Source organism: Chryseomicrobium imtechense (assembly GCF_041475995.1).
Classification (GTDB): Bacteria; Bacillota; Bacilli; order Bacillales_A; family Planococcaceae; genus Chryseomicrobium; species Chryseomicrobium aureum.
In genome coordinates this window covers 75094-98630 of record NZ_JBGOBM010000001.1, presented here as the reverse complement: position 1 = coordinate 98630, position 23537 = coordinate 75094, and the positions used below count along the sequence as shown (strand labels likewise).

Below are 23537 nucleotides of genomic sequence, written 5' to 3'. Positions count from 1 at the left end.
AAACTAAGAGAGTAATCAAATTTGAGAGGATGTCGTTCATGCAAGCAGAAAAAGATTTACTAGCAATCAATACGATCCGTACATTATCGATCGATGCAATTGATAAAGCCAATTCAGGTCACCCAGGTTTACCAATGGGAGCTGCTCCAATGGCTTATACATTGTGGACACGTCACTTACGCCATAACCCACAAAACCCGAACTGGTTTAACCGCGACCGTTTTGTACTATCCGCAGGTCACGGATCAATGCTTTTATATAGCCTGCTTCACTTAAGTGGCTATGATCTTCCAATGGAAGAAATTAAAAACTTCCGTCAGTGGGATTCTAAGACACCTGGCCATCCAGAGTACGGTCACACAGCAGGAGTAGAAGCAACGACAGGACCACTTGGTCAAGGAATTGGTATGGCAGTCGGTATGGCAATGGCAGAAGCGCATCTTTCTGCGACGTATAATACGACACATCATATCGTTGATCACTACACATACGCGTTATGTGGAGACGGAGATTTAATGGAAGGTGTTGCAGCTGAAGCTATTTCACTTGCAGGTCACTTGAAATTAAACAAATTGGTTGTTCTTTATGATAGCAATGACATCTCACTTGATGGAGATTTAGACAAATCTTTCTCAGAATCAGTTCAAAAGCGTTTTGAGTCTTACAACTGGAACTATATTTTCGTAGAAGACGGAAACGATGTAGACGCAATCGATCGCGCAATCGCAGAAGCAAAAACATCAGACCGTCCAACACTTATCGAAGTGAAAACAGTCATTGGATTTGGATCACCAAACCGTTCCGGTAAAGCGGATGCTCACGGAGCTCCAATGGGCGCTGATGAGACGAAACTAGTGAAAGAAGCATACAAGTGGACATTTGAAGAAGACTTCTATGTGGACGATACAGTTTATGCAACTTTCAAAGAGGCCACTGACAAACTTGGTGCAGAAGAAGAAGCGAAGTGGAACGACTTGTTCACACAATTTGAAGCGCAAAACGCGGACCTTGCAAGCCAGTTGAAGCAAGCAATTGATGGAACATTCTCAATCGACTGGGATTCTGCAAAACCAACGTATGAAGTAGGCGCTTCTGTAGCGACTCGTTCTGCTTCTGGTGACGCAATCAATGCGATTGCAAAAAACCTTCCGTCATTCTTTGGAGGGAGTGCAGACTTAGCAGGTTCAAATAAAACGACAATTAAAGGTGCCGGTGACTTCTCAGCAGATTCTTACGAAGGCAAAAACATTTGGTTCGGAGTACGGGAATTTGCGATGGGTGCTGCACTAAACGGTATGGCACTTCACGGTGGACTCACTGTGTTCGGCGGAACTTTCTTCGTCTTCAGTGACTACGTGCGACCAGCGATCCGTCTATCTGCACTCATGAACTTACCTGTAACATATGTATTCACACACGATTCAATCGCAGTAGGGGAAGATGGCCCAACCCATGAGCCAGTTGAGCAGTTAGCATCACTTCGTGCAATGCCGGGTCTTTCAATCCTTCGTCCTGCAGACGCAGTTGAAACGCAAGAAGCATGGAAGCTTGCAGTGGAATCAAAGGATACACCAACACTTCTTGTCTTATCTCGTCAAAACCTACCTGTACTTGAAGGAACGGTTTCGGGGGCAGCTGAAGGTGTTGCAAAAGGTGGATACGTGGTATCTGCTGGAGAGAACCCAACAGGTCTTTTACTTGCAACTGGTTCTGAAGTAAGTCTTGCAGTAGAAGCGCAAAAAGTATTAAAAGAGCAAGGTGTTGAAGTTTCTGTAGTTTCTATGCCATCTTGGGACCTATTCGAAAAACAAGATGCAGAATACAAAGAATCTGTTCTTCCACGCTCCATCACGAAACGTCTTGCAATCGAGATGGGTGCATCTCTTGGTTGGCACAAATATGTTGGCTTTGACGGAGATGTACTTGCAATCGACCGCTTTGGTGCAAGTGCTCCTGGTGAGAAAATCATGGAAGAGTTTGGTTTCACAGCACAAAATGTTGCAGACCGCTTCCTAAAACTATAAGAGTTTTGTAGAGCATCCGAAAAAGGGTGCTCTATTTTTTTCAAGCTCTAGTCAATTTGAGGAAACATGTAGTATACTAGTGAATGGTGTCTGAGACACGTCGATAAGCCAGCAAAGGAGGATGACATACATGAACTTAGCACTTGCGATTACGTTGATTATCGTTGCTCTTATTCTCGGTCTTGTTGGAGGATTCTTTGCAGCACGTCAATATATGATGAAATATCTAAAAGATAATCCGCCGATCAATGAACAAATGCTTCGCATGATGATGGCCCAAATGGGACGCAAACCATCTGAGAAGCAAGTCAAACAAATGATGGCGCAAATGAACCGCGTACAAACTAAACCAGGTAAACAAAAGTAAAAAGCAGCTCAATTGAGCTGCTTTTCGTTTGTATATAAGTCGTATTTCACTAAGAAATCTAACACGGTTTGTTCATACTCTTCAGGGTTTTCATTGAAAGATTTAGCATGAGCGCCTTTATCGAAAAATTTGAGTTCTTTTGCGCCAATTTTTTTGTCATACAGCTCTTGAGTCATCTCCGGAAGAATGAAGTCATCCGGTCTAGAATGGATAAAAAGTACAGGTTTTTCAATTTTATCGACGACGTCAATTGGAGATACGAGACGGAATGTGTAGCCTTCACGTAGTTTCATGAAAAGATTCGCGACACGAACTGTAAACATCGACCGAATCGGCGTTGTTTGCATCATAACATGATGCACTTGACGTTCAAAATCAGAAAATGCACAGTCTGAAATGTAAAAATCCGCATCATCTCGAATGGAACCGGCGTATAAAAGTGTCGTTGCAGCCCCCATTGATTCTCCGTGAATGCCGATGACACCACCTTCACCTACGCGATCGCGTAGCGCATCCACAACAGCTTCTAAATCCATTTTTTCATAATGTCCAAAACTTGTCGTCTTACCTCCCGAATCACCATGACGCCTATGATCGTAAATGACACTGTTGTATCCAAGACGTTCGAACATACGCACAAAGCGCAATGAATTGACTTTGTTCTCGGTGACACCGTGGCATATGATCACGTAATTCTTCGTATCATGCGGTCGAATAAAGATCGATTTTAATTGATACCCATTTTTACTTTCAATCCAGACTTCTTCTTTCTTTATGGCATCATACCAAGATTGATCTAATCGTTTTTCTGAAATCTCCCGGTTTAATACAAAATCCGGTTCTTTTTGTTTGATATACATCAGTCGATTTGTCGCTACAAATCCAATCAATGTTGTTAATGCCGTGATGAGACTCGTGACAAGACTTGTCCAAATGATGACCCTCTTTTTCATCTCCATCATCTCCGCTATTCGTTATATCTCACTGTACCCACAACTGCTTACATTGACACATACGGTCGGATTTCTTTAATTGTTTGTTGTAACACGTTCTCATCAATACCTGTTTCGATCGACATTCTGTGCAGCATATGCACGACTTGCTCCGTCGCTACATTACCGGTCGCTCCTGGAGCAAATGGACACCCACCTAACCCACCGGCAGAACTATCAAACCGGTCCACACCTGCTTGCATGGCAGCAAATATATTAGCAAGCGCCATTTTTTCTGTGTCATGAAAATGGGCAGTAATCAGTGTGTTTGGAAATTGGTCTTTGAGTAATGAGAACAGGGTATAGCTCTCAAGTGGCGATGCCTTACCGATCGTATCAGCGACGCTTAATTCTTGAACGCCCATTTCCACAAAAGTGCGACACAGATGTATGACATCTTCAATGGCCTGTTTTCCTTCATAAGGGCAATAAAAGGCAGTCGAAATACAAGCGCGTACAAAGATTCCCTTTGAAAGCAACTGTTGAATCGGTTCCGCTAACTGTTCAACGGCTTGATCAGTAGTTTTATTTATATTTTTCTGATTAAACGTCGAGGAAACCCCGACAAAAACTGCCACATACTCTGCGCCAGCGGCTATTGCATTTTCCATTCCTCGTGCATTTGGCGTCAACACGAATTGGCGCCCGATCTTTTCAACGGATGCCATTATATCAGCCGCATCGGCCATTTGTGGAACCCATTTTGGCGATACAAATGAAGTAAGTTCCATTTCTTTGACCCCTGCTTTTTGAAGCCCTTTTATATACCTCAGTTTGTGCTCCGTTGCTACATTTTTCTTCTCATTTTGTAAGCCATCCCGTGGCCCGACCTCGATAATTGTCACTTTATTTGGTAAACTAATCATGGTACCAATCCCCCTTACTAGTAGTTTACGCATAAGTGGGGACAGGTCGCAAGGGATGACAAGGAGGAATTGGGATGTCTACTGAAGTTGTAATTGTAAGCGCTGTCCGAACAGCAATTGGCTCTTTCCTAGGAGCATTGAAAGATGTGCCGGCTACAAAGCTAGGGGCACTCGTTATTGAAGAGGCACTAACACGTGCGGGAATCTCAAAAGACCAAGTGGATGAAGTGATTATGGGGAATGTGCTTCAAGCAGGACTTGGACAAAACCCCGCACGTCAAGCCTCGATTTTAGCGGGCCTTCCGCAACAAGTGCCAGCCATGACTATCAATAAAGTGTGTGGATCGGGTTTGAAAACAATTCATTTAGCGACGCAAGCTATTAAAGCTGGGGATGCAGAAATTGTTGTAGCAGGCGGAATGGAAAACATGAGCCAAGCGCCATACCTGTTAATGGGTGCTCGAGACGGTTATCGCATGGGGAACCAACAAGCAGTCGATAGTATGATTTCAGACGGTCTATGGTGTGCATTTAACGACTATCATATGGGTGTTACAGCAGAAAACCTTTGTGCAAACTACGGGTTAACTCGTGAAGAACAAGACGAATTTGCAGCGCGCTCACAACAACGTGCGACTGCTGCAATTGAAGCAGGAAAGTTCGAAGAAGAAATCGTGGCAGTAGAAATTCCACAACGCAAAGGGGACCCAATCGTATTCAATGTAGATGAATACCCGAAACATGGATCGACTGCAGAAAAACTTGGCAAACTTCGTCCGGCATTCAAAAAAGACGGCTCTGTCACGGCAGGAAATGCTTCAGGTATTAATGACGGGGCAGCTGCTGTAGTGGTGATGTCCAAAGAAAAAGCACTTGAGTTAGGCGTGCCAATTTTAGCAATGGTTGTGGCGAACGCATCAGCAGGTGTTGACCCATCTATCATGGGTATTGGACCAGTAGAAGCGGTTGCGAAAGTAATGAAGAAGTCTGGATTGACAGTTGCAGACATGGATTTAGTCGAAGCAAATGAAGCCTTCGCAGCACAAGCGCTTGCTGTAGATCGCGAATTGAAATTTGATGCAGAAAAATTGAATGTAAACGGTGGCGCTATTGCTCTTGGTCACCCAATCGGTGCCAGTGGGACACGTATATTTGTCACACTTCTTCATGAGATGAAAAAGCGTGATGCGAAGACTGGTCTTGCAACATTATGTATCGGTGGAGGACAAGGCGTAGCAACCATCGTTTCCCGAGGTGAGTAATACGTGAAAAAGAAGAAAAAGCATACTCAAAATCACCGTCAAGTTGAGAAGCAAGATGATTCTCTCACATTAAAAGACCAACTTTCAGAAGATGTTTTCTCAAAGCTTCAAGCGGCTAAGACGGCTCTGTCAGTAGAACAAAAGAAGAAAGAAGAAGAAGAGCATGCACGTAAATTGTTTGAGAAGAAACAACGTGAAAAGAATATGAGCTTTGAAGAACTTCTAGAGCAGTACGGCGATAAAGGGTCAAAGTTTTAAAAAAAGAGCATGTCGATCAGTCGACATGCTCTTTGTATTTCTCAGGCTTTGTGAGCGCCACGTATGTTGCAATTTCATCATCTGTAACAGAATGATAATAATTTTTTAATGTGTCTTGCAACTGATTGAGCTTACTCGTTCCGATAACAACAGAACTAACTGCTGATTGCTTCAAAATATGGTGCAGGCTTACAGCACCTAAGTTTGGAATATCATGGGCCAACTGTTTAACAATAGTAGGAAGATCCTCTTCTGTATTACTCCCAAATGAAGAGATTTTTTCTAACTTTTCGAGTGCGGCATCTGTTAAAAGACCCTTAGCTTGGCCACCCCGGACAAGTACTCCGATTTCGTGTTGTTCCAAAAATGGAAATACACTTTCCGGTCGTCGATCTAAACCGGAATATTGCATCATCACACTGACAGCGCGTGACTTTTCAAAGTACGGATAAATCACATTTGGTCGGATTGATGAAATCCCGTAATGGCGAATCAAACCCTTATCTTGGAGTTTCTCAAATGTTTCGATGATAGCGTCCCAGTCATCTTCTTTTGTTCCCCCGTGAAGTTGATACAAATCGATCACATCCGTGTTCAACCGTTTTAGAGAGTGGTGAATTGCTTCTTCAATCCATTTTGGATTAGGATCCCAAGTCCAGCCTTCTTTTCCTTCTTCAAATCGATTTCCGACTTTTGTAGAAAGTAAAACATCTGATCGTCTTCCAACTATACTTTTTCCTATACGTTCTTCGTTCGCTCCTTGTTCATACAAGTCTGCTGTATCAATCCAATTAATACCTGCATCAAGTGCAGTATGAATGATTTTATCAGTTGACGCCTGATCTTTTGGAAGGGTCATCCCTCCAAGAGATAATTCAGATAGTGAAAGTGAACTATTTCCAAGTTGTACATGTTTCATCTGCTCTCCTCCTTTCCATAATGGTACAATGAGAGTAGAAATTATACAAAGAACAGGAGCGAGACGATGACAAACTTTGAAGAAAAAACGACAAACACGACACCGATTTATTCCGGTCGTGTGATTTCTTTATCTGTTGACGATGTTGTGCTACCGAATGGTAAACCATCGAAGCGAGAGCTCGTAAAACATCCAGGTGCGGTGGCGGTCATTGCCATTACCCAAGACCACAAAATTGTTTTGGTCGAGCAGTACCGCAAAGCCCTTGAACGAACACTCGTTGAAATTCCAGCAGGGAAAATCGAGCAAGGAGAAGATCCGAAGGAAACTGCGTTTCGAGAGCTTGAGGAAGAAACAGGCTATACAGCGTCCGACCTGCATTTTGTTCAAAGTTTTGCGACCTCACCCGGTTTCGCAGATGAAATCATCCATATTTATGTAGCACAAGGATTAAAGAAAGTTACAGAAAATCGCCAACTTGATGAAGATGAGTTTGTGGAGATTCATGAATGTTCTCTTGCGGAAGCAGAAAAATGGATTCAAGATGAGAAGATATACGATGCCAAGACTGCTTTTGCGATTCAGTGGTGGCGACTCCATAGGTTCTAGTTTTTCATGCACGATGCATACATTGTCTCAAGAGGGGGGAGTGTATGCAGCATGTGCTGCTCCAGTGGTTGACGATGTTTGTAGTCTCAAGTTTAGGTAGCTGTTTTTCTGCCTTCTCTTTTACTCGTGAGCAATTGGTTGGCGTCTATTGACTGTAGCCGTTCTAATCGGGCATGGCAGTTCGCAGTGGCTACTTTTTAATTAGAATAATTATAAAAAAATAAGCATTCTAAGAAGTTACACTTGTCACTTGAAAATGTCATTTGGTATACTAGTCTCATGTTAGGAGGCGTCGTATGGAAGGCCGAATCGATCGAATCAAAAAACAATTGTCCGGCGCCGGCTATAAACTGACGCCGCAACGAGAATCAACTGTACGTGTTCTACTTGAGAATGAAGAAGCACATTTAAGTGCAGAGGACGTTTTCTTATTGGTACGAGACAAGTCTAAAGATATCGGACTTGCAACAGTTTACCGGACGCTCGAGCTTCTCAATGAATTAAATGTCGTCGACAAAATCCAATTCGGAGACGGAGTTTCCCGTTATGATTTACGACAAGAGGGCGCTGCTCATTTCCATCATCATTTAGTATGTATGGAGTGTGGAGCCGTAGATGAAATTCAAGAAGATTTATTAGGAGATGTCGAACAAATCGTGGAGTCGCGCTTTAATTTTCAAATTAAAGATCATCGCTTGACGTTCCATGGTATTTGTCATCGCTGCCATTCAAAATAATCAATGACGTCAAAGTCGAAGAGGATAGCCTACTTGTGCTATCCTTTTTTTATTACTAGATGTGTAGAATGCCACTCTAGAAACTCCGAGGAAATCTGGCGTGGCCGTGAAGGCGCTTTTCAGCATTTACGGGTGCGACAGATTCCGGAGTGTGTTTCTGGCGTTCGGAACTTGATTTCATTCAGAGTCGAAAAAAGGAACTCACTACCTCCTCTTGTCGATTGTTAAAGTCACAAAATCTTACTAGTAAGACCTTACGAAATCAGATCTTTGGACAATGCGCTTCAAGGACCATGTGAAGCCAATTAACGCCCGTAACTGCTCATTTGGCGACCCAATTGACTCCTTTAACGCCCGTAAAAGTCGAATTAGCGCCCGTAATGATAGTATGGAAACTAATTACCCGCATCAACCACTAAAAATCACTAATCCTACTATGAAAAAGGTGAATGTCTTGAAAGAAGCACTTGAAGATTACCTACATTTTTTAAGGATAGAAAAACAAGTTTCGGACAATACTCTTGTTGCCTACCGTACAGACCTATCCGCTTACATACAGCAACTCGAGCACCTGAACATCACATCATTCCAAAACGTTTCAAAAGAAGACATTTCACACCACTTGCGTAGCCAAAAGCTAGAAGGGAAATCTGCGCGTACAATAGCACGCAAAGTCGCAGCACTTCGCTCATTTCATCAATTTTTACTAAGAGAGCGCGTAACTGATCATGATCCGTCCTATCAAATCGAACATCCCCAGTTTGACAGCGTGTTGCCAAAGTTCCTAACGATTGATGAAGTCGATCAGCTCACCGGTGCCATTTCAAAAGAAAAGCCACAAGGGATGCGTGATTATGCCCTCATCGAATTGTTGTACGCGACAGGAATGCGAATATCCGAGTGCACGCAACTTGATCAAGAGGACGTTCAGTTATCGATGGGGTTTGTCCGAGTTACAGGGAAAGGACATAAAGAACGAATCATCCCACTTAATCAAACATCGATTCGACTTATCACACGTTACCTAGAATCAGCAAGGGGTAGATTATTCAAGCCAGGAGGAGATGAGAAGGCACTTTTCATCAATCAAGCTGGAAAGCGACTGACAAGACAAGGGATTGCGAAACTGCTGAAACAACATGCGCAACGTGCGGGACTGACTAAAGAAATAACGCCTCATTTGTTACGTCATACATTTGCGACACATTTGATTGAGAATGGTGCAGATTTACGCGCCGTTCAGGAGATGCTTGGGCACTCAGACATTTCGACAACTCAGATTTACACGCACATCGGCAAGAAGCGATTAAAAGAGGTCTACAATGAATTTCATCCACGTGCATAATTTGTAAGAGGTCTGACGTGTATTTTTTCCATAAAAGATGCTACTATTACCGTATACCATATAAAGTGAGGGATTTTGATGTCATATTCATTCAAACGAGCACATGTTATCGTAATGGATTCAGTCGGAATTGGAGAAGCTCCAGACGCAAAAGCTTTTGGTGATGAAGGGTCGAATACACTCGTTCATACAGCAGAAGCAGTAGGAGGACTTCACCTTCCAAACCTTCAAAAGTTAGGCCTAGGGAACATCGAAACGATTCCTGGTGTGGAAGCGGTCTCACAACCACTCGCACATTACGGAAAAATGCAAGAAGCATCTGTTGGAAAAGACACGATGACAGGTCACTGGGAGATCATGGGCCTTCACGTAGATCAACCATTTAAAGTGTATCCAAACGGATTCCCACAAGAGTTGATTACGCAACTTGAAGAAAAGACAGGCCGCAAAGTACTTGGGAACAAACCTGCAAGTGGAACAGAAATTTTAGACGAACTTGGGAAAGAGCACATGGAAACTGGAGCAATTATTGTGTACACATCTGCTGACCCTGTGCTTCAAATCGCGGCTCACGAAGAAATCATTCCACTAGATGAGTTGTACCGCATCTGTGAAATTGCACGTGAATTAACACTTTCTGAAGAATTTTTAGTCGGACGCATCATAGCTCGTCCATTTATCGGCGAGCCTGGCAACTTCCAGCGCACAACAAATCGTCATGATTATGCACTGAAACCATTCGGTCGCACTGCTTTAAATGAATTAAAAGATAACGGTCTAGATGTGATTGCTATCGGAAAGATTGATGATATTTACAATAGCGAAGGAATCACGGAAGCCGTTCGTTCAAAAGACAACATGGACGGAATGGACAAACTTCATGAAGTTCTTGGCCGTGATTTCACAGGAATCAGCTTCTTGAACTTGGTTGACTTTGATGCACTTTATGGACACCGCCGTGACCCTAAAGGATACGCATCTGCACTTGAGGCATTTGATGCGCGTTTGACAGAAACGCTTGAAAAATTAGCTGAAGACGATTTACTGATTATCACAGCTGATCACGGAAATGACCCAACAATGCCTGGAACAGACCATACACGTGAATTTGTACCGCTTCTAGTCTATTCAAAACGCTTTGAAGGCGGAAAAGAATTGCCACTACGTGAGACGTTTGCTGACATTGGTGCTACTTTGACAGATCTATTTAAAACAAACCCCACTTCATTTGGAACTAGCTTCTCATCTGAATTGGTTTAAGGAGAGGTAAGACTATGAGAATGATCGATATTATTGAAAAAAAGCGTGATGGTCATGAATTGACAGAACAAGAAATCCGCTTTTTTGTAGAAGGTTATACGAATGGAACAATTCCTGACTATCAGATGAGTTCATTGCTTATGGCGATATACTTTGAAGATATGAACGACCAAGAGCGTGCTTTCTTAACGATGGCGATGGTCGAATCAGGAGATCAAATTGACCTTTCCGCAATCGAAGGAATCAAAGTTGACAAGCACAGCACAGGTGGCGTTGGCGATACAACGACTCTAGTGCTTGGTCCCCTTGTAGCTGCTGTCGGTGTACCTGTTGCAAAAATGAGTGGACGCGGTCTTGGGCATACAGGAGGAACAATCGATAAGTTAGAAGCAATCGAAGGATTCCATGTGGAGTTAACAAGTGAGCAATTCACAAAACAAGTCAATGAGTTGAAATTAGCCGTCATCGGGCAAAGCGGGAACTTGACACCTGCAGATAAAAAGCTCTATGCACTTCGTGACGTTACAGCGACAGTGAGCAGCATCCCACTGATTGCAAGTTCGATTATGAGTAAAAAAATCGCTGCTGGTGCAGATGCAATTGTACTAGATGTAAAAGCTGGAGAAGGCGCATTCATGAAGACGATTGAAGATGCAGAAGCGCTGGCAACAGCCATGGTCCGTATTGGGAACAATGTAGGCCGGAATACAATGGCAATCATCTCGGATATGAGTCAACCGCTTGGCCGTGCAATCGGTAATGCGCTTGAAGTCGAAGAAGCAATTGATACATTGTCTGGTAAGGGCCCAGAAGACCTTACAGAGCTATGTCTAGTACTTGGAAGCCAGATGGTCGTTGTGGGTGGAAAAGCAGAAACTCTTGATGAAGCTCGTAAAATGCTAGAAGCTGTTATTGCAGATGGTTCTGCACTTCAAATCTTCAAAGATTTTATTAAGTGGCAAGGTGGAAACCCAGCAGTAGTCGACAATCCAAAACTTCTTCCACAAGCTGCACATAAAATTGATATTTTGGCTCCAAAATCAGGAACGATTAGTTTTATGGAAGCAGATGAGATTGGGACAGCAGCAATGATTCTTGGTGCAGGTCGTGCAACGAAAGAATCGGAAATCGATTTAGCAGTTGGAATTATGCTTCATAAAAAAGTTGGAGATACTGTATCTGAAGGCGAAGCACTTGCAACGTTTTATGCAAATAGCGAGGACATTGAAGATGCAAAAACGAAGTTCCTAGAGAACATCACAATCTCAGATCAAGCTACAGATGCACCACCACTGATTTATAAAATCATTACAAAATAAAGCCACAAGGCGTGAATCGATTTATCGATTCGCGTCTTTTTTTTGTTCTTTTTTCTAGTTTTGTCGACTAGCAGGAATAGAAGAACTCCGTTGCGAAATTCACAGAAAACAAGGAGGAATGTTCATGTTATCAACTATTGAAAAAGTCGGAGATCAAACGTTAATCGTTCGTCTACAAGGAGAAACTAATTCGTATGCGCTTTTACTCAGATTATACGCAAACTGAAGTCGCGAATAGATTAGGTGTTTCTCAAGTGCAAGTTTCACGAATGGAGAAGCGAATATTAGAGCGGCTAAGAGGTTGGATTCCAGCGAATAGACTATGATGCGCATTGAAAGCGGAACTTCAGTGTGGTAAAGTGTGTGTAGTAAAAATCCAGGGAACGTGAGGGATTCGCATGAACCAAACACTGAACTATCCAACAAATGAACAAGGTCATTTAACGATTGCTGGGCTGGATGCCACAGCATTAGCAAGACAATATGGTACACCTGTTGTCGTCTATAATATTGAACTAGTCCGTGAACGTGCGCGTAAGTTTAAAGAGACGTTTGAAAAACATAATGTAAAGGCACAAGTCGCTTATGCTTCAAAAGCATTTTCATCTATTGCAATCTATGAAGTAATGAAAGAAGAGGGGCTTTCACTAGATGTAGTGTCAGCTGGAGAACTATATACAGCACTTCACGCCAAGTTCCCCGCGTCAAAAATTCATTTCCACGGCAACAACAAAAGTATGGAAGAGTTGGTCATGGCATTTGACGCAGAAATTGGTTGTATTGTAGTCGACAATTTCTACGAAATCGAGTTAGTGAAGCAGCTAGCTGAAGAACGAAAGCAAGAGATTTCGATTTTACTCCGTGTAACGCCAGGGATTGAAGCCCATACCCACGATTACATCACGACAGGTCAACAAGACTCGAAGTTTGGATTTGATTTAAATAACGGACAAGCAGACGATGCATTTGAGGCGGTTGCACATCATCCATACGTCAACTTATTAGGGCTTCATTGTCACATTGGGTCTCAGATTTTCGAAACACAAGGTTTTGTTGCTGCAGCAGAAAAACTATTGACAAAGATGCAAAACTGGAGTGAATCACAAAATTATTCGTGTACGGTTCTCAATCTCGGCGGAGGTTTCGGTATCCGGTATACAGAAGAAGATGCCCCACTTGCGCCTGAAAAATATGTAGAAGAAATGATTAAAGCTATCAGTCGCCTCTCGTCGGAATCCGCTTATCAGATGCCTGAGATTTGGATTGAACCTGGACGTTCTCTCGTCGGGGATGCAGGAACAACTCTTTATACAATTGGCAGCCAAAAGACTGTCCCGGATGTTCGTCATTACATTGCTGTTGATGGGGGAATGTCTGATAATATTCGGCCAGCTCTCTATCAGGCCCGTTACGATGCGCGTGTAGCCAATCGCATGAACGCGGATGCAACTCAGCTGGTGACGGTAGCCGGAAAGTGCTGTGAATCAGGTGATAAATTGATCGAAGATATCACGTTGCCAGAAGTAGAAGCAGGAGACATTCTTGCAATCTTCTCAACAGGAGCATATGGATATGCGATGGCGAGCAACTACAACCGATTGACACGACCAGCAGTAGTCTTTGTGGAGAACGGAAAGGCGCGCCTCGTCATAAAACGTGAGTCACTTGAAGATTTAGTACGGAACGACTTGTCTCTTTATGGGGAGGTCGAAGGACAGTGAAGCTAAAAAATCGAAACATAGTGCTGTTTGTATTGTTGTTGGTAATGGGACTAGGCTGGGGAGTCGTGTACTGGATATTTATAGCGCCGACAGTTTAGATGTGGAGCCGACTGGTCAGAAATTGTGCGAAATGACAGCGTGGGCTGTGAAGCGCTCTTTGCTTCATAGCCCGCGATGGCATTTTGCGGGATTTCTAGGAGGCGCAACTCAAGAAACTCCGAGGAAATCAGGTCTGAGTTTTGTATTAGTTTCCATAATATGACTTCGGTAGAATAAATCACGTTTAGTGTAGAAGAAAAATCAGTTTCGGTAGAAGAAATCCTGATTAGTGCAGAATAAATTACGTATTCATCCGATGAACGTTCGCTCAGTTTGATACCGACTAGCTTTCTTAAAGGTGACTGATTTAAAAACAAGTCCCCTCACTTGAACCTTTGTTCGAGTGAGGGGACTTTCCACTTTATTTCCGCCGTTTCAACAAAGCCTGTTGTCGAGCTAAGATGACGTCTGAGCGGTCGCGTGTCGAGTGTCTATGAATGATCTCGTCTCCTACGTGAAGCGCTGGAGGAAACGACGCAATCTTTGCTTTTAACTCCATATCGCGAATAGGTAACTGGATTGATTCATAAGGAGAATGATTAGCTACCTCTCGAATCAATTCCAAAAACAATGTATCAAGCTTTTCAAAATCTAAATAATCCTCTAAAAGAATTCTATTAGTTACAAGTAGCTTCAAAGATTTTTCTAAACTTCTCAAAGCCCCATCGAAATTTGCACGTCGCCAGTGGTAGAGTCCCGTCGCCAGCAACACAAACCCCACTAAAAAATGGGACTTCTCCCGCGGTGCGACCTCTTTCCATAACTCCTCGCCGATCTCATGGCATTCAAAATAGTCTTTCGTTACATAAAAATGATACAAAAACTCTTCCATTTCAGGTCTTTTCATAAGGTGCATTGTGTCATCACATCCGGTATAATAAGAATCATTGTGCAATAAAGGGTGAGTAGATGGCATACGAAGTAAAAGTTGAGGCGTTTGAAGGTCCATTGGATCTTTTACTCCATTTAATTAATCGATTAGAGATTGATATTTATGATATAAAAATGACTGAGATTACCTCTCAGTATATGGAACATGTACATGCCATGCAAGTGCTGGAGCTAAATGAAGCTAGCGAATACTTGGTTATGGCGGCTACGCTATTAAGTATTAAAAGTAAAATGTTGTTGCCTGTTGTGACAGTAGACCTCGATTTAGATTCTGAATATGATGACTATGATCCACGGGATGACCTCGTGACGAGACTACTTGAATACAAACGATTCAAGGAAGCAGCCCAAGAACTGAAAGAACGTGAACAAACGCACAGCCAACACTTTTCAAAACTGCCAGCAGTTTTTGAAACACAAGAAATCGAAGTGGCTGAAGTTCTAGAACAACAATACGAAGCGTATGATTTGCTAGGTGCTTTTCAAAAAATGCTAAAACGAAAAGAACTGCAAGCACCGTTATCGACACGTATCGCTAAAACTGAGATTTCGATTAAAGCGCAAATGCAAGAAGTTGTCTCAAAGCTTCAAGCAGCTCATGGGAAGATGGTATTTGAAGAATTGTTCGATACAAATGAGCGCTCCGTATTAGTAGCGACATTTCTATCGGTATTAGAGTTGATGAAGCGGCAACTAGTGCTCGTTCATCAAATCGAAAATTTTAAAAACCTTGAAATAGAGTTAGTTAAGGAAGTGCATGAAAGTGAAATTGAATCAGAGTTTGATGAGTCAGCTCGAGAGCCTGTTGTTCATAGCAGGTGATGAAGGACTAAGTTTTGCTAGTTTACTGAAATTTACAGAGCATTCTGCAGATGAAGTGAAGTTTCACTTAGATGCTATGATGGAGAACTATAAACAAGATGAAGCGCGTGGAATCGAATTGGTTATACTCGCTTCCAACTATCAATTTGTTACGAAAAGGCAAAATGCAGAAGTCATTCAACGTATGGTAGATACAACACACTCTACATCTTTGTCTCAAGCTGCGATGGAAGTGCTTGCGATCGTCGCTTATAACCAACCTATCACACGTGTTGAAATAGATGAAATTCGTGGTGTGAAATCAGATAGTGCGGTGCAAACACTAGTATCCCGCGTATTGATCAAAGAAGTAGGGAGAGCTGAAGGAACGGGTCGGGCCATATTATATGGAACAACACCTGAATTCATGCAAGTTTTCGGACTGCAAAACTTGAGCGACTTGCCTCCACTTCCAGAGTCGAATGAACTTGAAGATGAAACAGACCTCTTTTTATCAAAGTTCCAAGAGCAATTTGATTTGAACTCGACAGAGAAGGGATGAAGGTTTGGTAAGACAAAAGTGTTCAGTGGGACTGCGCATATGGTCCTGCTGTTTTTTTATTTGGATTTTCATAAGTAGTCCGGCAACTGTGCAAGCGTCGTTCGCAGTGGTCGATGCAGAATCAGGACGAATACTAGCCGAGCAAGAAGCAGCTGTAAAGATGCCTCCTGCTTCAATCACCAAAATAACGACAGTCTACGTGGCGCTCCAAGAGAGTACACCGGATGAGCAAGTGCGTATCAGTCGAAATGCTAGTAATCAAGAAGGCTCCTCCGTATACTTAAAGAAAGGCGACGTATGGAGATTAGAGAGCTTACTTTATGCGACTATGTTACAATCAGGAAATGACGCTGCTGTTGCAGTAGCGGAACACGTAGCGGGAAGCGAAGAAGCATTTGTCGAGTTATCGAAGTTTGAAGACTCGCGTGTTTAATGAAGTTGAGAGGGTTGTTATGGATGGCGACTATAGTGCTCAAGATGGAATTAAGATATCGATTCAAGAGCCCTATGCTTTCTTGAAGAGAAAAGATGAAAAACTAACGAATAGTGTCTATTTAAAAAAGGACAAACAACTGGTGAGTGGGAAATCAAATTAAAAAGTGATTCCCTTCGATTTCCCATCACTTATACTATGGAATGAGGGTTTAGAATGGAACGTTTACAAAAAGTAATAGCAAATGCAGGAATTGCATCTCGTAGAAAAGCCGAACAATTAATTTTAGAAGGAAAAGTCAAAGTGAATGGGGTTCGAGTGAAAGAGCTTGGAACAAAAGTTTCAAGCTCAGACGAAGTAGAGGTAGAAGGTGTCGTTCTTGAGAAGGAAACGAAAGTCTACTATCTCCTATACAAACCTCGCGGAGTAATCTCAGCTGCAACAGATGACAAAGGACGCAAAACAGTCGTTGATATTATCGAATTTGAAGACAAACGTATTTTCCCAGTAGGTCGTTTAGATTACGATACATCTGGTTTGATTCTTTTGACAAACGATGGAGATTTCTCCTATGCATTAACCCATCCGAAGTTTAAAGTCGATAAGACGTATGTTGCGCGTGTGAAAGGAATTCCTTTCCGTGAAAAAATTAAGCAATTGCAAAAAGGAATTCAGCTTGAGGATGGAAAAACTGCTCCAGCAAAAGTGAAGATCTTATCAGAAGATAAAAAACAAGATAAAGCTATCGTTGAAATTACAATTCATGAAGGGAAAAATCGACAAGTGCGTCGTATGTTCGAAGCAATCGGTCACCCTGTTCAAAAGTTAAAACGTGAGAAGTTCGGACTATTAACATTACACGGTCTCAACGCAGGTGAGTACCGGAAGCTTACAACGCATGAAGTGAAGCAGATGCGCGTGCTTGCGGATACTGGAAAAGTCGGTCATATCTAACAAGAAAAGTCTATATTCGTATAGACTTTTCTTGTCGTTCACAAAGCCTTCATAACTGAAAACTGTGAGACCTAAAATATTTGTTATACTAATCTGTAGCACGAATTCCAGAGAATTATGTATAAAGGAGGCATCAGCAAATGGCTCAGTCAAAAAAGACGCGATTTTACATTCGGACTGCCATTTTAACTGTGTTGGTTGTTGCAATCATCGGAACCATTTATGTGAATGTCACGAAAGAAAAAAATGCCGTTCTAGCGGTTGGAGATCAAGCACCAGACTTCCAACTTGTTGATATGGAAGGAAACGTTCAAAGGCTTTCGGATTATGAAGGACAAGGCGTATTTTTGAATTTCTGGGGAACATGGTGCAAACCATGTGCGAAAGAAATGCCGTACATCGACAAACACTATCAATTGAACAAAGATCAAGGTGTACAGACGATTGCAGTAAATATTGCAGAATCCGACTTTAAAGTAAATAGTTATACAAAACAATATGGCATGACATTCCCAGTCGTTATCGACCGAAAGAAAAACGTCATGGATCTTTATAATATTGGACCACTTCCCACAACATTCCTTGTGAATCCAGATGGAGAAATTGTCCGAATTATTCAGGGTGAGATGACGGAACAAGATGTGGCAAACTTTATGGAAGAAATTAAGCCACTTTAAGGAGTTAGGGAAATGAAAACGCTTGAATGTAAATGTGGCCATATCAATCCAGAAGGTACACAATTATGTGAGAGTTGCGGTCGCCCATTAACAGAAGAGGCACGCAATAAACCACTGGCGGATATGCGTTACGAAGGATCGGCTCGACGATCACAAACGTATAATAAAACAATTATCGATAAAGTATGGAACTTCTTCTCTAGCGTAAAGGTAGGTATGTGGATTATAGTGGCAATCTTGGTTGCTGCTGCAATTGGTACGATTTTACCTCAAGTATTTTATATACCTGCAAATAATGCTACTCAAGCAGCGGCCTATTATGAGAGAGTCTATGGCACATTTGGAAAAATTTACAATGATTTAGGGCTATCGGATTTATATAGCTCATGGTGGTTCCAAGGGTTAATTGGATTGCTTGGAATCTCTTTAATTATTGCGAGTTTGGACCGAGTCATTCCACTTTATAAGTCTTTGAAAAAGCAAAAAGTTAGACGACATCTTTCATTTTTACAACGCCAAAGACTATTCACAAAAGCTGAAGGTGTTCAAGAAGATGTTTTAACAGATGCTGAGAAAAAGCTGAAAGAGCTGAAGTATACTGTGCGTCGTGAAAATGGTGCGCTTTTAGCTGAAAAAGGCCGTTTCTCCAGATGGGGTCCCTATGTTAATCATTTAGGACTTATCATCTTCCTTGGAGGAGTTATGTTTCGAGCGATACCTGGTTGGTATGTAGATGAAACGATGTGGCTCCGTGAAGGTGAAACATTAGCAGTTCCAGGAGCTCCTGGATATTACTTAGAAAATAATAGCTTTGAGTTTGATGTCTATGATCCAACTGACTCGAACGAAGTATTCTCCGATGCAATCGAGCGTGTAGGCACAATAGCTTCAAATTACCAAACAAATTTAACTTTGTATCGTGGTGAAAATGAAGAAATTACTGGTGATCCTGGTGAATTAACAAAGATTACTGAAGGACCTACGATTGTAAACAAACCGTTTAAATTCGAGTCGTATAATATTTATCAAATGGACTTCCGCTTAGATGAGTTGCGATCCATGACATTCCAACTGCAAGATAAAGAAACAGAAGAAGCATTTGGTGAGCAATTTACAATCGATTTAGTGAATCCAGAATCTGATTACGATTTAGGAGACGGTTACCGAGTTGAGCTGGTAAACTATTATGCGGACTTTACTGGATTTGAAGATGGTGAGCCTCAATCTAAATCACCAATACCTAACAATCCTGCATTTTTAATTCGTATGTTCACACCAGACAATCCTCAGCCTGAAACGAGTTTTGTATTAATTCGTGAGACGATTGAGCCATTTGGTGAAAATGAATACAAGATAGCGTTTCAATCTGCCGAAACACGTGATATTTCAGGTTTAACCGTTCGGAAAGATCTCACACTCCCTATTCTAATGGTGGGTGGAATTATCTTTATGATTGGTGTTGTTCAAGGATCCTACTGGAATCATCGACGTATTTGGTTACAACAGACTGAAGATGGTGTAGTCTATGTAGCAGGGCACACAAATAAAAACTGGAACTCTGTGAAGAAAGATTTGCACATAGTTACGAAAGATACTCAAATCCCACGTCCGGTGGATCAACAAGACCCAGAAGCGGATATGGACTTTGATGAAGGGGACGAGAAGTCATGAGTTTAGTTGAAATTAGTAGTGCGGCACTTTATCTGGCGTTCGTGGCTTACCTGTTAGGAACTATCTTCTTTGGAGGTGCAGTGAAATCTGCATCCAAAGAAAAATCAGCTTACAATAAGCGATGGGGTTTCTACGGTATAACGATTACGGTAATCGGATTTATAGCGAATCTTGTTTACTTTATTACACGTTGGATTGCAGCAGGTCATGCACCTGTAAGTAATTTATTCGAATTTACTGCAGCATTCGGAATGATGATTGTCGGAGCATTTATTCTGATCTATTCGATGTATCGTATTGCTGCTCTAGGTCTATTTGCATTACCAGTCGCAGTTATCATCATTGGGTACGCAAGTATGTTCCCAACAGATGTATCTCCTTTGATTCCTGCTTTACAGAGTCACTGGCTGACGATTCACGTTATTACAGCGGCTTTAGGTGAAGCGATTCTTGCAATTAGTGCCGTGGCCGGTTTAATCTGGCTATTAAAAAATATCGACATGACTAAGAAATCAAAACAACGTTTTTGGATCGAAGCAGTAATGTATGTACTTGTCGTAACAATCGGTTTTATCGTTTCAACTACTGTCTTCTCCTTAACATATGAGCCGGTGCAATATTCGTATGTAAATGCTGAAGGAAACGAAAGTGTTATTGAATATAAAAAACCTGCCCTGTTTGGGATGAATGAATCTCAAGCTATTACAGAAGGCGCTATGGAGCCACTCATAAACGTTCCTGCGCTTGTAAATGGGAATAAACTGACGACAGTCGTTTGGTCCGTTATTTTTGGTACCATCTTGTATGGGTTGATGCGTCTCGTCTTCCGCCGCAGACTTGCGGAAGTGGTTCAACCATTCACGAAGCGCACGAACTCACAATTATTAGATGAAATTGGGTATCGCTCTATACTGATCGGATTCCCGATATTTAGTCTTGGAGCATTGATTTTTGCGATGATCTGGGCACACGAGGCGTGGGGTCGTTTCTGGGGATGGGATCCAAAAGAAGTTTGGGCTCTTATTACCTTCCTGTTCTACGCAGTCTACTTGCACTTACGTTTAACAAAAGGTTGGCAAGGTGAGAAGAGTGCATGGCTTGCTCTGATTGGGTTTATCATCATCATGTTCAACTTGATTGTAGTAAACTTGATTATAGCTGGACTTCACAGTTACGCGTAACACAACAAGCTGTCACATAAGTGGCAGCTTTTTTCATAAAGTTTTCTTTCCGAACGTCGTCATGTACAATATGAAGAGAAGACAAGTGATTACAGAAAAGGGAGTGTCGACATGTCTGAATCCGTGAAATTACTAGTGGTGGATGATGAAGAGCGTATCCGCCGTTTATTGAAAATGTACCTAGAGCGTGAAGGGTATGAAATTGTTGAAGCTGAAAATGGTCAACAAGCGGTTGAACTTGCAGCACAAGACGATTTTCATGCAATTTTACTTGATATTATGATGCCAGTGAAAGATGGCTTAGAAGCCATGAAAGAAATTCGTGAAGTGAGTGCGACACCAATATTATTACTTACTGCAAAAGGTGAAGAATCAAACCGTGTAGAAGGTTTCGAACTGGGTGCAGATGATTATATTGTGAAGCCTTTTAGCCCACGAGAAGTGGTCCTTCGTATCAAAGCAGTACTGCGCAGGTCGGCTACTGTCATTTCGCAATCAAACTCATCCGTGAGTAAAGATATCGTAGTGTTTCCTCACATAACAATTGATCATGATGCGCACAGAGTAACTGCAGACGGAACAGAAGTCAGTTTGACGCCAAAAGAATACGAATTATTGTACTTTCTCGCTAAGTCACCTGACAAAGTCTTCGATCGTGAACAATTATTAAAAGAAGTTTGGCACTATGATTTCTTTGGAGATTTGCGTACGGTCGATACTCATGTGAAGCGTCTGCGCGAAAAACTAAACCGTGTTTCTGAAAATGCAGCAAAGATGATTGTAACTGTATGGGGCGTCGGCTATAAATTTGAGGTTATAAATGAATAGAATTTGGAATAGTGTGGTCGGGAAGTTATGGGGAACCATAATGCTTCTCGTCCTCTTTGTATTGTTTATTGTTACTGTACTTATGCTCGAATTCTTAGAAGATTTTCACACGCAACAAGCTGAAAACAAATTGCGTCAAGAAGCGTCGTTGATCACTACTATCTTTAATCAGCAATCATCGATTGATTATCCGTATATACAAGAAATTTTAGCTGATGAAACGAATTTAATGATTTTTTCTGAGGAAAAACAATTACAAGATGTCATTCATGAGGGCTTAGGTCAACAAGAAGCAGAGCAAAGATTGCAGTCAAATGAACTATTTACACGTGCATTTGAAAGTGATCAAGCCACACTGAAGACGATGTTGCTCCCTTCACTCTCTGAGCCCGACCGGATGGAAAACTTTTTAGTGCTTGCCTATCCACTCGACGAAACTACTTCGCCGCATGGAGTTGTGTTTATTTATCAAAGCTTGAAAGAAGTAAACAATACTTCGAATCAAACGACAAAAATCGTGTTCCTTTCAGGATTTCTAGCGATGATTCTAACAACCCTCTTATCCTTTTTCTTATCTACTCAGATCACATCACCACTCCGAAAGATGCGGGAAGGGGCTCACGAGCTTGCAAAAGGAAATTTCCATACGCGTGTCCCATCGTCTCAACGAGATGAGATAGGAGAGCTTGGAGCTGCTTTTAACCGTATGGGTATGCAGATCAAACACAATGTGGAAGTCATTAACCAAGATAAAGAACAACTATCGAATATTTTATCGTCCATGACGGATGCTGTTATTACATTTAACAAAGATGCATCAATTTTATTAAGTAACCCACCAGCAGATGAATTGTTGCGGAGATGGTCGACCCATGCAACAGATTCGGACTCTCCGTTACCGGCAGCTCTCATCCATATGTTAGAGCATACGGTAGAAAATGAAGAAGAGTTAGAAGAAGAATTTGAATTGGATTCTCATTATTACAGCATTAGTTTATCCCTACTTTACTCAAAGAATATGGTTCGTGGAGCAGTTGCCGTCATTCGCGACATGACCGAACAACATCGTCTAGACAAAATGCGTAGTGACTTTATTGCAAATGTGAGCCATGAGTTGCGAACACCGATTGCGATGCTTCAAGGGTATAGTGAAGCAATTTTAGATGATGTGGTAGAGACGGAAGAAGAACGGAAAGAAATGGTCCGTATTATTTCTGACGAATCGAATCGTATGGGGCGTTTGGTTACAGAACTGTTAGACTTAGCGCGCTTAGAATCAGGGTACTTGCGCATCTACCAGGCGGCTTTGCCGATTTCCAAAAGTGTGGAGCGCATGACCTCTAAATTTGTTCAACGGGCAAAGGAACGGGACATACAAGTGACATTCCAGTCCTTCGTAGACGAATCCGTTGCCATTTATGCAGATGAAGACCGGATTGAGCAAGTTCTGACAAACTTGCTTGAAAATGCACTTCGTCATACGGAACCTGGTGGACAAGTTAATGTGGCTGTGAAAGAAACACAATCAACCATTCAAATCGAAATCCAAGACTCTGGCTACGGGATCCCAGCTGAAGATCTCCCATATGTTTTTGAGCGTTTTTATAAAGCAGATAAATCGAGAACACGTGGGAAAGGTGGTACTGGTTTAGGTCTTGCCATTGCCAAAAATATTATTGATCGGCATGAAGGAACTATTTGGGTAGAGAGTGAAGTCGGTACTGGAACAACTTTCACAATCGAGTTAAAAAAGATGTAACT

Annotated in this window: 25 protein-coding genes; 21 read left to right on the top strand and 4 right to left on the bottom strand. The window is 42.0% G+C overall.

From position 1 onward, the window contains the following. The first annotated feature begins 38 nt into the window (after window positions 1-38). Window positions 39-2024, top strand: coding sequence for a transketolase (tkt, locus tag AB5N96_RS00530; protein ID WP_499704393.1), 1986 nt, complete (start codon window positions 39-41; stop codon window positions 2022-2024). A 130-nt stretch (window positions 2025-2154) separates the two neighbouring features. Continuing rightward, complete coding sequence (locus AB5N96_RS00525; RefSeq protein ID WP_094941717.1) at window positions 2155-2391, top strand: YneF family protein; 237 nt, start codon at window positions 2155-2157, stop codon at window positions 2389-2391. An 8-nt stretch (window positions 2392-2399) separates the two neighbouring features. Here AB5N96_RS00525 and AB5N96_RS00520 read toward each other — a convergent pair whose 3' ends face one another. After that, entirely contained in the window at window positions 2400-3344 is a 945-nt protein-coding gene (locus AB5N96_RS00520) for an alpha/beta hydrolase (RefSeq protein ID WP_392456354.1), read from the bottom strand. Between the two features lie 47 nt (window positions 3345-3391). Further along, the gene (locus AB5N96_RS00515; RefSeq protein WP_499704392.1) at window positions 3392-4249 is read right to left on the bottom strand and encodes a hydroxymethylglutaryl-CoA lyase; all 858 of its coding nucleotides are present in this window, start codon (window positions 4247-4249) and stop codon (window positions 3392-3394) included. A 74-nt stretch (window positions 4250-4323) separates the two neighbouring features. Between AB5N96_RS00515 and AB5N96_RS00510 the strand changes: the two genes are divergently transcribed. Beyond that, window positions 4324-5511, top strand: a complete 1188-nt coding sequence (locus AB5N96_RS00510; protein ID WP_499704391.1) for an acetyl-CoA C-acetyltransferase — start codon at window positions 4324-4326, stop codon at window positions 5509-5511. A 3-nt stretch (window positions 5512-5514) separates the two neighbouring features. Continuing rightward, window positions 5515-5769, top strand: coding sequence for a YqkE family protein (locus AB5N96_RS00505; protein WP_499704390.1), 255 nt, complete (start codon window positions 5515-5517; stop codon window positions 5767-5769). 16 nt (window positions 5770-5785) lie between these two features. Here AB5N96_RS00505 and AB5N96_RS00500 read toward each other — a convergent pair whose 3' ends face one another. Beyond that, entirely contained in the window at window positions 5786-6688 is a 903-nt protein-coding gene (locus tag AB5N96_RS00500; protein WP_499704389.1) for an aldo/keto reductase, read from the bottom strand. Between the two features lie 66 nt (window positions 6689-6754). Between AB5N96_RS00500 and AB5N96_RS00495 the strand changes: the two genes are divergently transcribed. The 7 genes from AB5N96_RS00495 (at window position 6755) to lysA (ending at window position 13679) form a co-directional block, all read left to right on the top strand. Continuing rightward, complete coding sequence (locus AB5N96_RS00495; RefSeq protein WP_392456363.1) at window positions 6755-7297, top strand: NUDIX hydrolase; 543 nt, start codon at window positions 6755-6757, stop codon at window positions 7295-7297. 296 nt (window positions 7298-7593) lie between these two features. Continuing rightward, complete coding sequence (fur, locus tag AB5N96_RS00490; protein ID WP_204589117.1) at window positions 7594-8034, top strand: ferric iron uptake transcriptional regulator; 441 nt, start codon at window positions 7594-7596, stop codon at window positions 8032-8034. 445 nt (window positions 8035-8479) lie between these two features. Further along, on the top strand, window positions 8480-9379 hold the full coding sequence (gene xerD / locus AB5N96_RS00485) for a site-specific tyrosine recombinase XerD (RefSeq protein WP_392456715.1): 900 nt from the start codon (window positions 8480-8482) through the stop codon (window positions 9377-9379). Window positions 9380-9457: 78 nt separating this feature from the next. After that, on the top strand, window positions 9458-10639 hold the full coding sequence (deoB, locus tag AB5N96_RS00480) for a phosphopentomutase (protein WP_392456366.1): 1182 nt from the start codon (window positions 9458-9460) through the stop codon (window positions 10637-10639). Window positions 10640-10653: 14 nt separating this feature from the next. Next, window positions 10654-11958, top strand: coding sequence for a pyrimidine-nucleoside phosphorylase (locus AB5N96_RS00475; protein ID WP_204589119.1), 1305 nt, complete (start codon window positions 10654-10656; stop codon window positions 11956-11958). 194 nt (window positions 11959-12152) lie between these two features. After that, a complete protein-coding gene (locus tag AB5N96_RS00470; RefSeq protein ID WP_392456369.1) occupies window positions 12153-12284 on the top strand; it encodes a sigma factor-like helix-turn-helix DNA-binding protein in 132 nt (43 codons plus the stop codon). A gap of 72 nt (window positions 12285-12356) precedes the next feature. Next, a complete protein-coding gene (gene lysA / locus AB5N96_RS00465) occupies window positions 12357-13679 on the top strand; it encodes a diaminopimelate decarboxylase (RefSeq protein ID WP_499704388.1) in 1323 nt (440 codons plus the stop codon). A 460-nt stretch (window positions 13680-14139) separates the two neighbouring features. On the opposite strand, the gene AB5N96_RS00460 is transcribed toward lysA, so the two are convergent. Further along, entirely contained in the window at window positions 14140-14634 is a 495-nt protein-coding gene (locus AB5N96_RS00460) for a DUF309 domain-containing protein (protein ID WP_392456373.1), read from the bottom strand. 53 nt (window positions 14635-14687) lie between these two features. On the opposite strand from AB5N96_RS00460, the gene AB5N96_RS00455 reads away from it, so the two are divergent. The 10 genes from AB5N96_RS00455 (at window position 14688) to AB5N96_RS00410 (ending at window position 23535) form a co-directional block, all read left to right on the top strand. Continuing rightward, complete coding sequence (locus tag AB5N96_RS00455; RefSeq protein ID WP_499704387.1) at window positions 14688-15491, top strand: segregation and condensation protein A; 804 nt, start codon at window positions 14688-14690, stop codon at window positions 15489-15491. Continuing rightward, window positions 15433-16032 carry an SMC-Scp complex subunit ScpB gene (gene scpB, locus AB5N96_RS00450; RefSeq protein WP_499704386.1) on the top strand — a complete coding sequence of 200 codons (600 nt, stop codon included), beginning with the start codon at window positions 15433-15435 and terminating at the stop codon, window positions 16030-16032. Before AB5N96_RS00455 ends, scpB begins: the two co-directional genes overlap by 59 nt. 88 nt (window positions 16033-16120) lie before the next feature. Further along, the gene (locus tag AB5N96_RS00445) at window positions 16121-16465 is read left to right on the top strand and encodes a serine hydrolase (RefSeq protein ID WP_204589124.1); all 345 of its coding nucleotides are present in this window, start codon (window positions 16121-16123) and stop codon (window positions 16463-16465) included. 19 nt (window positions 16466-16484) lie between these two features. Further along, window positions 16485-16628 carry a hypothetical protein gene (locus tag AB5N96_RS00440; RefSeq protein WP_499704385.1) on the top strand — a complete coding sequence of 48 codons (144 nt, stop codon included), beginning with the start codon at window positions 16485-16487 and terminating at the stop codon, window positions 16626-16628. A gap of 53 nt (window positions 16629-16681) precedes the next feature. Next, window positions 16682-17419, top strand: a complete 738-nt coding sequence (locus AB5N96_RS00435; RefSeq protein ID WP_499704384.1) for a pseudouridine synthase — start codon at window positions 16682-16684, stop codon at window positions 17417-17419. Window positions 17420-17559: 140 nt separating this feature from the next. Further along, complete coding sequence (resA, locus tag AB5N96_RS00430) at window positions 17560-18096, top strand: thiol-disulfide oxidoreductase ResA (protein ID WP_204589126.1); 537 nt, start codon at window positions 17560-17562, stop codon at window positions 18094-18096. A 12-nt stretch (window positions 18097-18108) separates the two neighbouring features. After that, window positions 18109-19767, top strand: a complete 1659-nt coding sequence (gene resB / locus AB5N96_RS00425) for a cytochrome c biogenesis protein ResB (protein ID WP_499704383.1) — start codon at window positions 18109-18111, stop codon at window positions 19765-19767. Further along, a complete protein-coding gene (gene ccsB / locus AB5N96_RS00420) occupies window positions 19764-20948 on the top strand; it encodes a c-type cytochrome biogenesis protein CcsB (protein ID WP_499704382.1) in 1185 nt (394 codons plus the stop codon). Before resB ends, ccsB begins: the two co-directional genes overlap by 4 nt. Window positions 20949-21059: 111 nt before the next feature. Continuing rightward, complete coding sequence (locus AB5N96_RS00415) at window positions 21060-21776, top strand: response regulator transcription factor (protein ID WP_392456390.1); 717 nt, start codon at window positions 21060-21062, stop codon at window positions 21774-21776. Then, on the top strand, window positions 21769-23535 hold the full coding sequence (locus AB5N96_RS00410; protein WP_204589130.1) for an ATP-binding protein: 1767 nt from the start codon (window positions 21769-21771) through the stop codon (window positions 23533-23535). Before AB5N96_RS00415 ends, AB5N96_RS00410 begins: the two co-directional genes overlap by 8 nt. The last annotated feature ends 2 nt before the right edge of the window (window positions 23536-23537 follow it).

What these genes read in the sequence shown, in the direction of transcription:
- AB5N96_RS00440 (WP_499704385.1), top strand. Translation starts at nt 16,485, where the DNA reads ATGGATGGCGACTATAGTGCTCAAGATGGAATTAAGATATCGATTCAA.
- AB5N96_RS00520 (WP_392456354.1), bottom strand. Translation starts at nt 3,344, where the DNA reads ATGAAAAAGAGGGTCATCATTTGGACAAGTCTTGTCACGAGTCTCATC.
- fur (WP_204589117.1), top strand. Translation starts at nt 7,594, where the DNA reads ATGGAAGGCCGAATCGATCGAATCAAAAAACAATTGTCCGGCGCCGGC.
- resB (WP_499704383.1), top strand. Translation starts at nt 18,109, where the DNA reads ATGAAAACGCTTGAATGTAAATGTGGCCATATCAATCCAGAAGGTACA.
- deoB (WP_392456366.1), top strand. Translation starts at nt 9,458, where the DNA reads ATGTCATATTCATTCAAACGAGCACATGTTATCGTAATGGATTCAGTC.
- AB5N96_RS00515 (WP_499704392.1), bottom strand. Translation starts at nt 4,249, where the DNA reads ATGATTAGTTTACCAAATAAAGTGACAATTATCGAGGTCGGGCCACGG.
- ccsB (WP_499704382.1), top strand. Translation starts at nt 19,764, where the DNA reads ATGAGTTTAGTTGAAATTAGTAGTGCGGCACTTTATCTGGCGTTCGTG.
- AB5N96_RS00435 (WP_499704384.1), top strand. Translation starts at nt 16,682, where the DNA reads ATGGAACGTTTACAAAAAGTAATAGCAAATGCAGGAATTGCATCTCGT.
- AB5N96_RS00525 (WP_094941717.1), top strand. Translation starts at nt 2,155, where the DNA reads ATGAACTTAGCACTTGCGATTACGTTGATTATCGTTGCTCTTATTCTC.
- tkt (WP_499704393.1), top strand. Translation starts at nt 39, where the DNA reads ATGCAAGCAGAAAAAGATTTACTAGCAATCAATACGATCCGTACATTA.
- AB5N96_RS00495 (WP_392456363.1), top strand. Translation starts at nt 6,755, where the DNA reads ATGACAAACTTTGAAGAAAAAACGACAAACACGACACCGATTTATTCC.
- resA (WP_204589126.1), top strand. Translation starts at nt 17,560, where the DNA reads ATGGCTCAGTCAAAAAAGACGCGATTTTACATTCGGACTGCCATTTTA.
- AB5N96_RS00460 (WP_392456373.1), bottom strand. Translation starts at nt 14,634, where the DNA reads ATGCACCTTATGAAAAGACCTGAAATGGAAGAGTTTTTGTATCATTTT.
- AB5N96_RS00410 (WP_204589130.1), top strand. Translation starts at nt 21,769, where the DNA reads ATGAATAGAATTTGGAATAGTGTGGTCGGGAAGTTATGGGGAACCATA.
- AB5N96_RS00500 (WP_499704389.1), bottom strand. Translation starts at nt 6,688, where the DNA reads ATGAAACATGTACAACTTGGAAATAGTTCACTTTCACTATCTGAATTA.
- lysA (WP_499704388.1), top strand. Translation starts at nt 12,357, where the DNA reads ATGAACCAAACACTGAACTATCCAACAAATGAACAAGGTCATTTAACG.
- AB5N96_RS00475 (WP_204589119.1), top strand. Translation starts at nt 10,654, where the DNA reads ATGAGAATGATCGATATTATTGAAAAAAAGCGTGATGGTCATGAATTG.
- AB5N96_RS00470 (WP_392456369.1), top strand. Translation starts at nt 12,153, where the DNA reads ATGCGCTTTTACTCAGATTATACGCAAACTGAAGTCGCGAATAGATTA.
- AB5N96_RS00415 (WP_392456390.1), top strand. Translation starts at nt 21,060, where the DNA reads ATGTCTGAATCCGTGAAATTACTAGTGGTGGATGATGAAGAGCGTATC.
- AB5N96_RS00455 (WP_499704387.1), top strand. Translation starts at nt 14,688, where the DNA reads ATGGCATACGAAGTAAAAGTTGAGGCGTTTGAAGGTCCATTGGATCTT.
- AB5N96_RS00510 (WP_499704391.1), top strand. Translation starts at nt 4,324, where the DNA reads ATGTCTACTGAAGTTGTAATTGTAAGCGCTGTCCGAACAGCAATTGGC.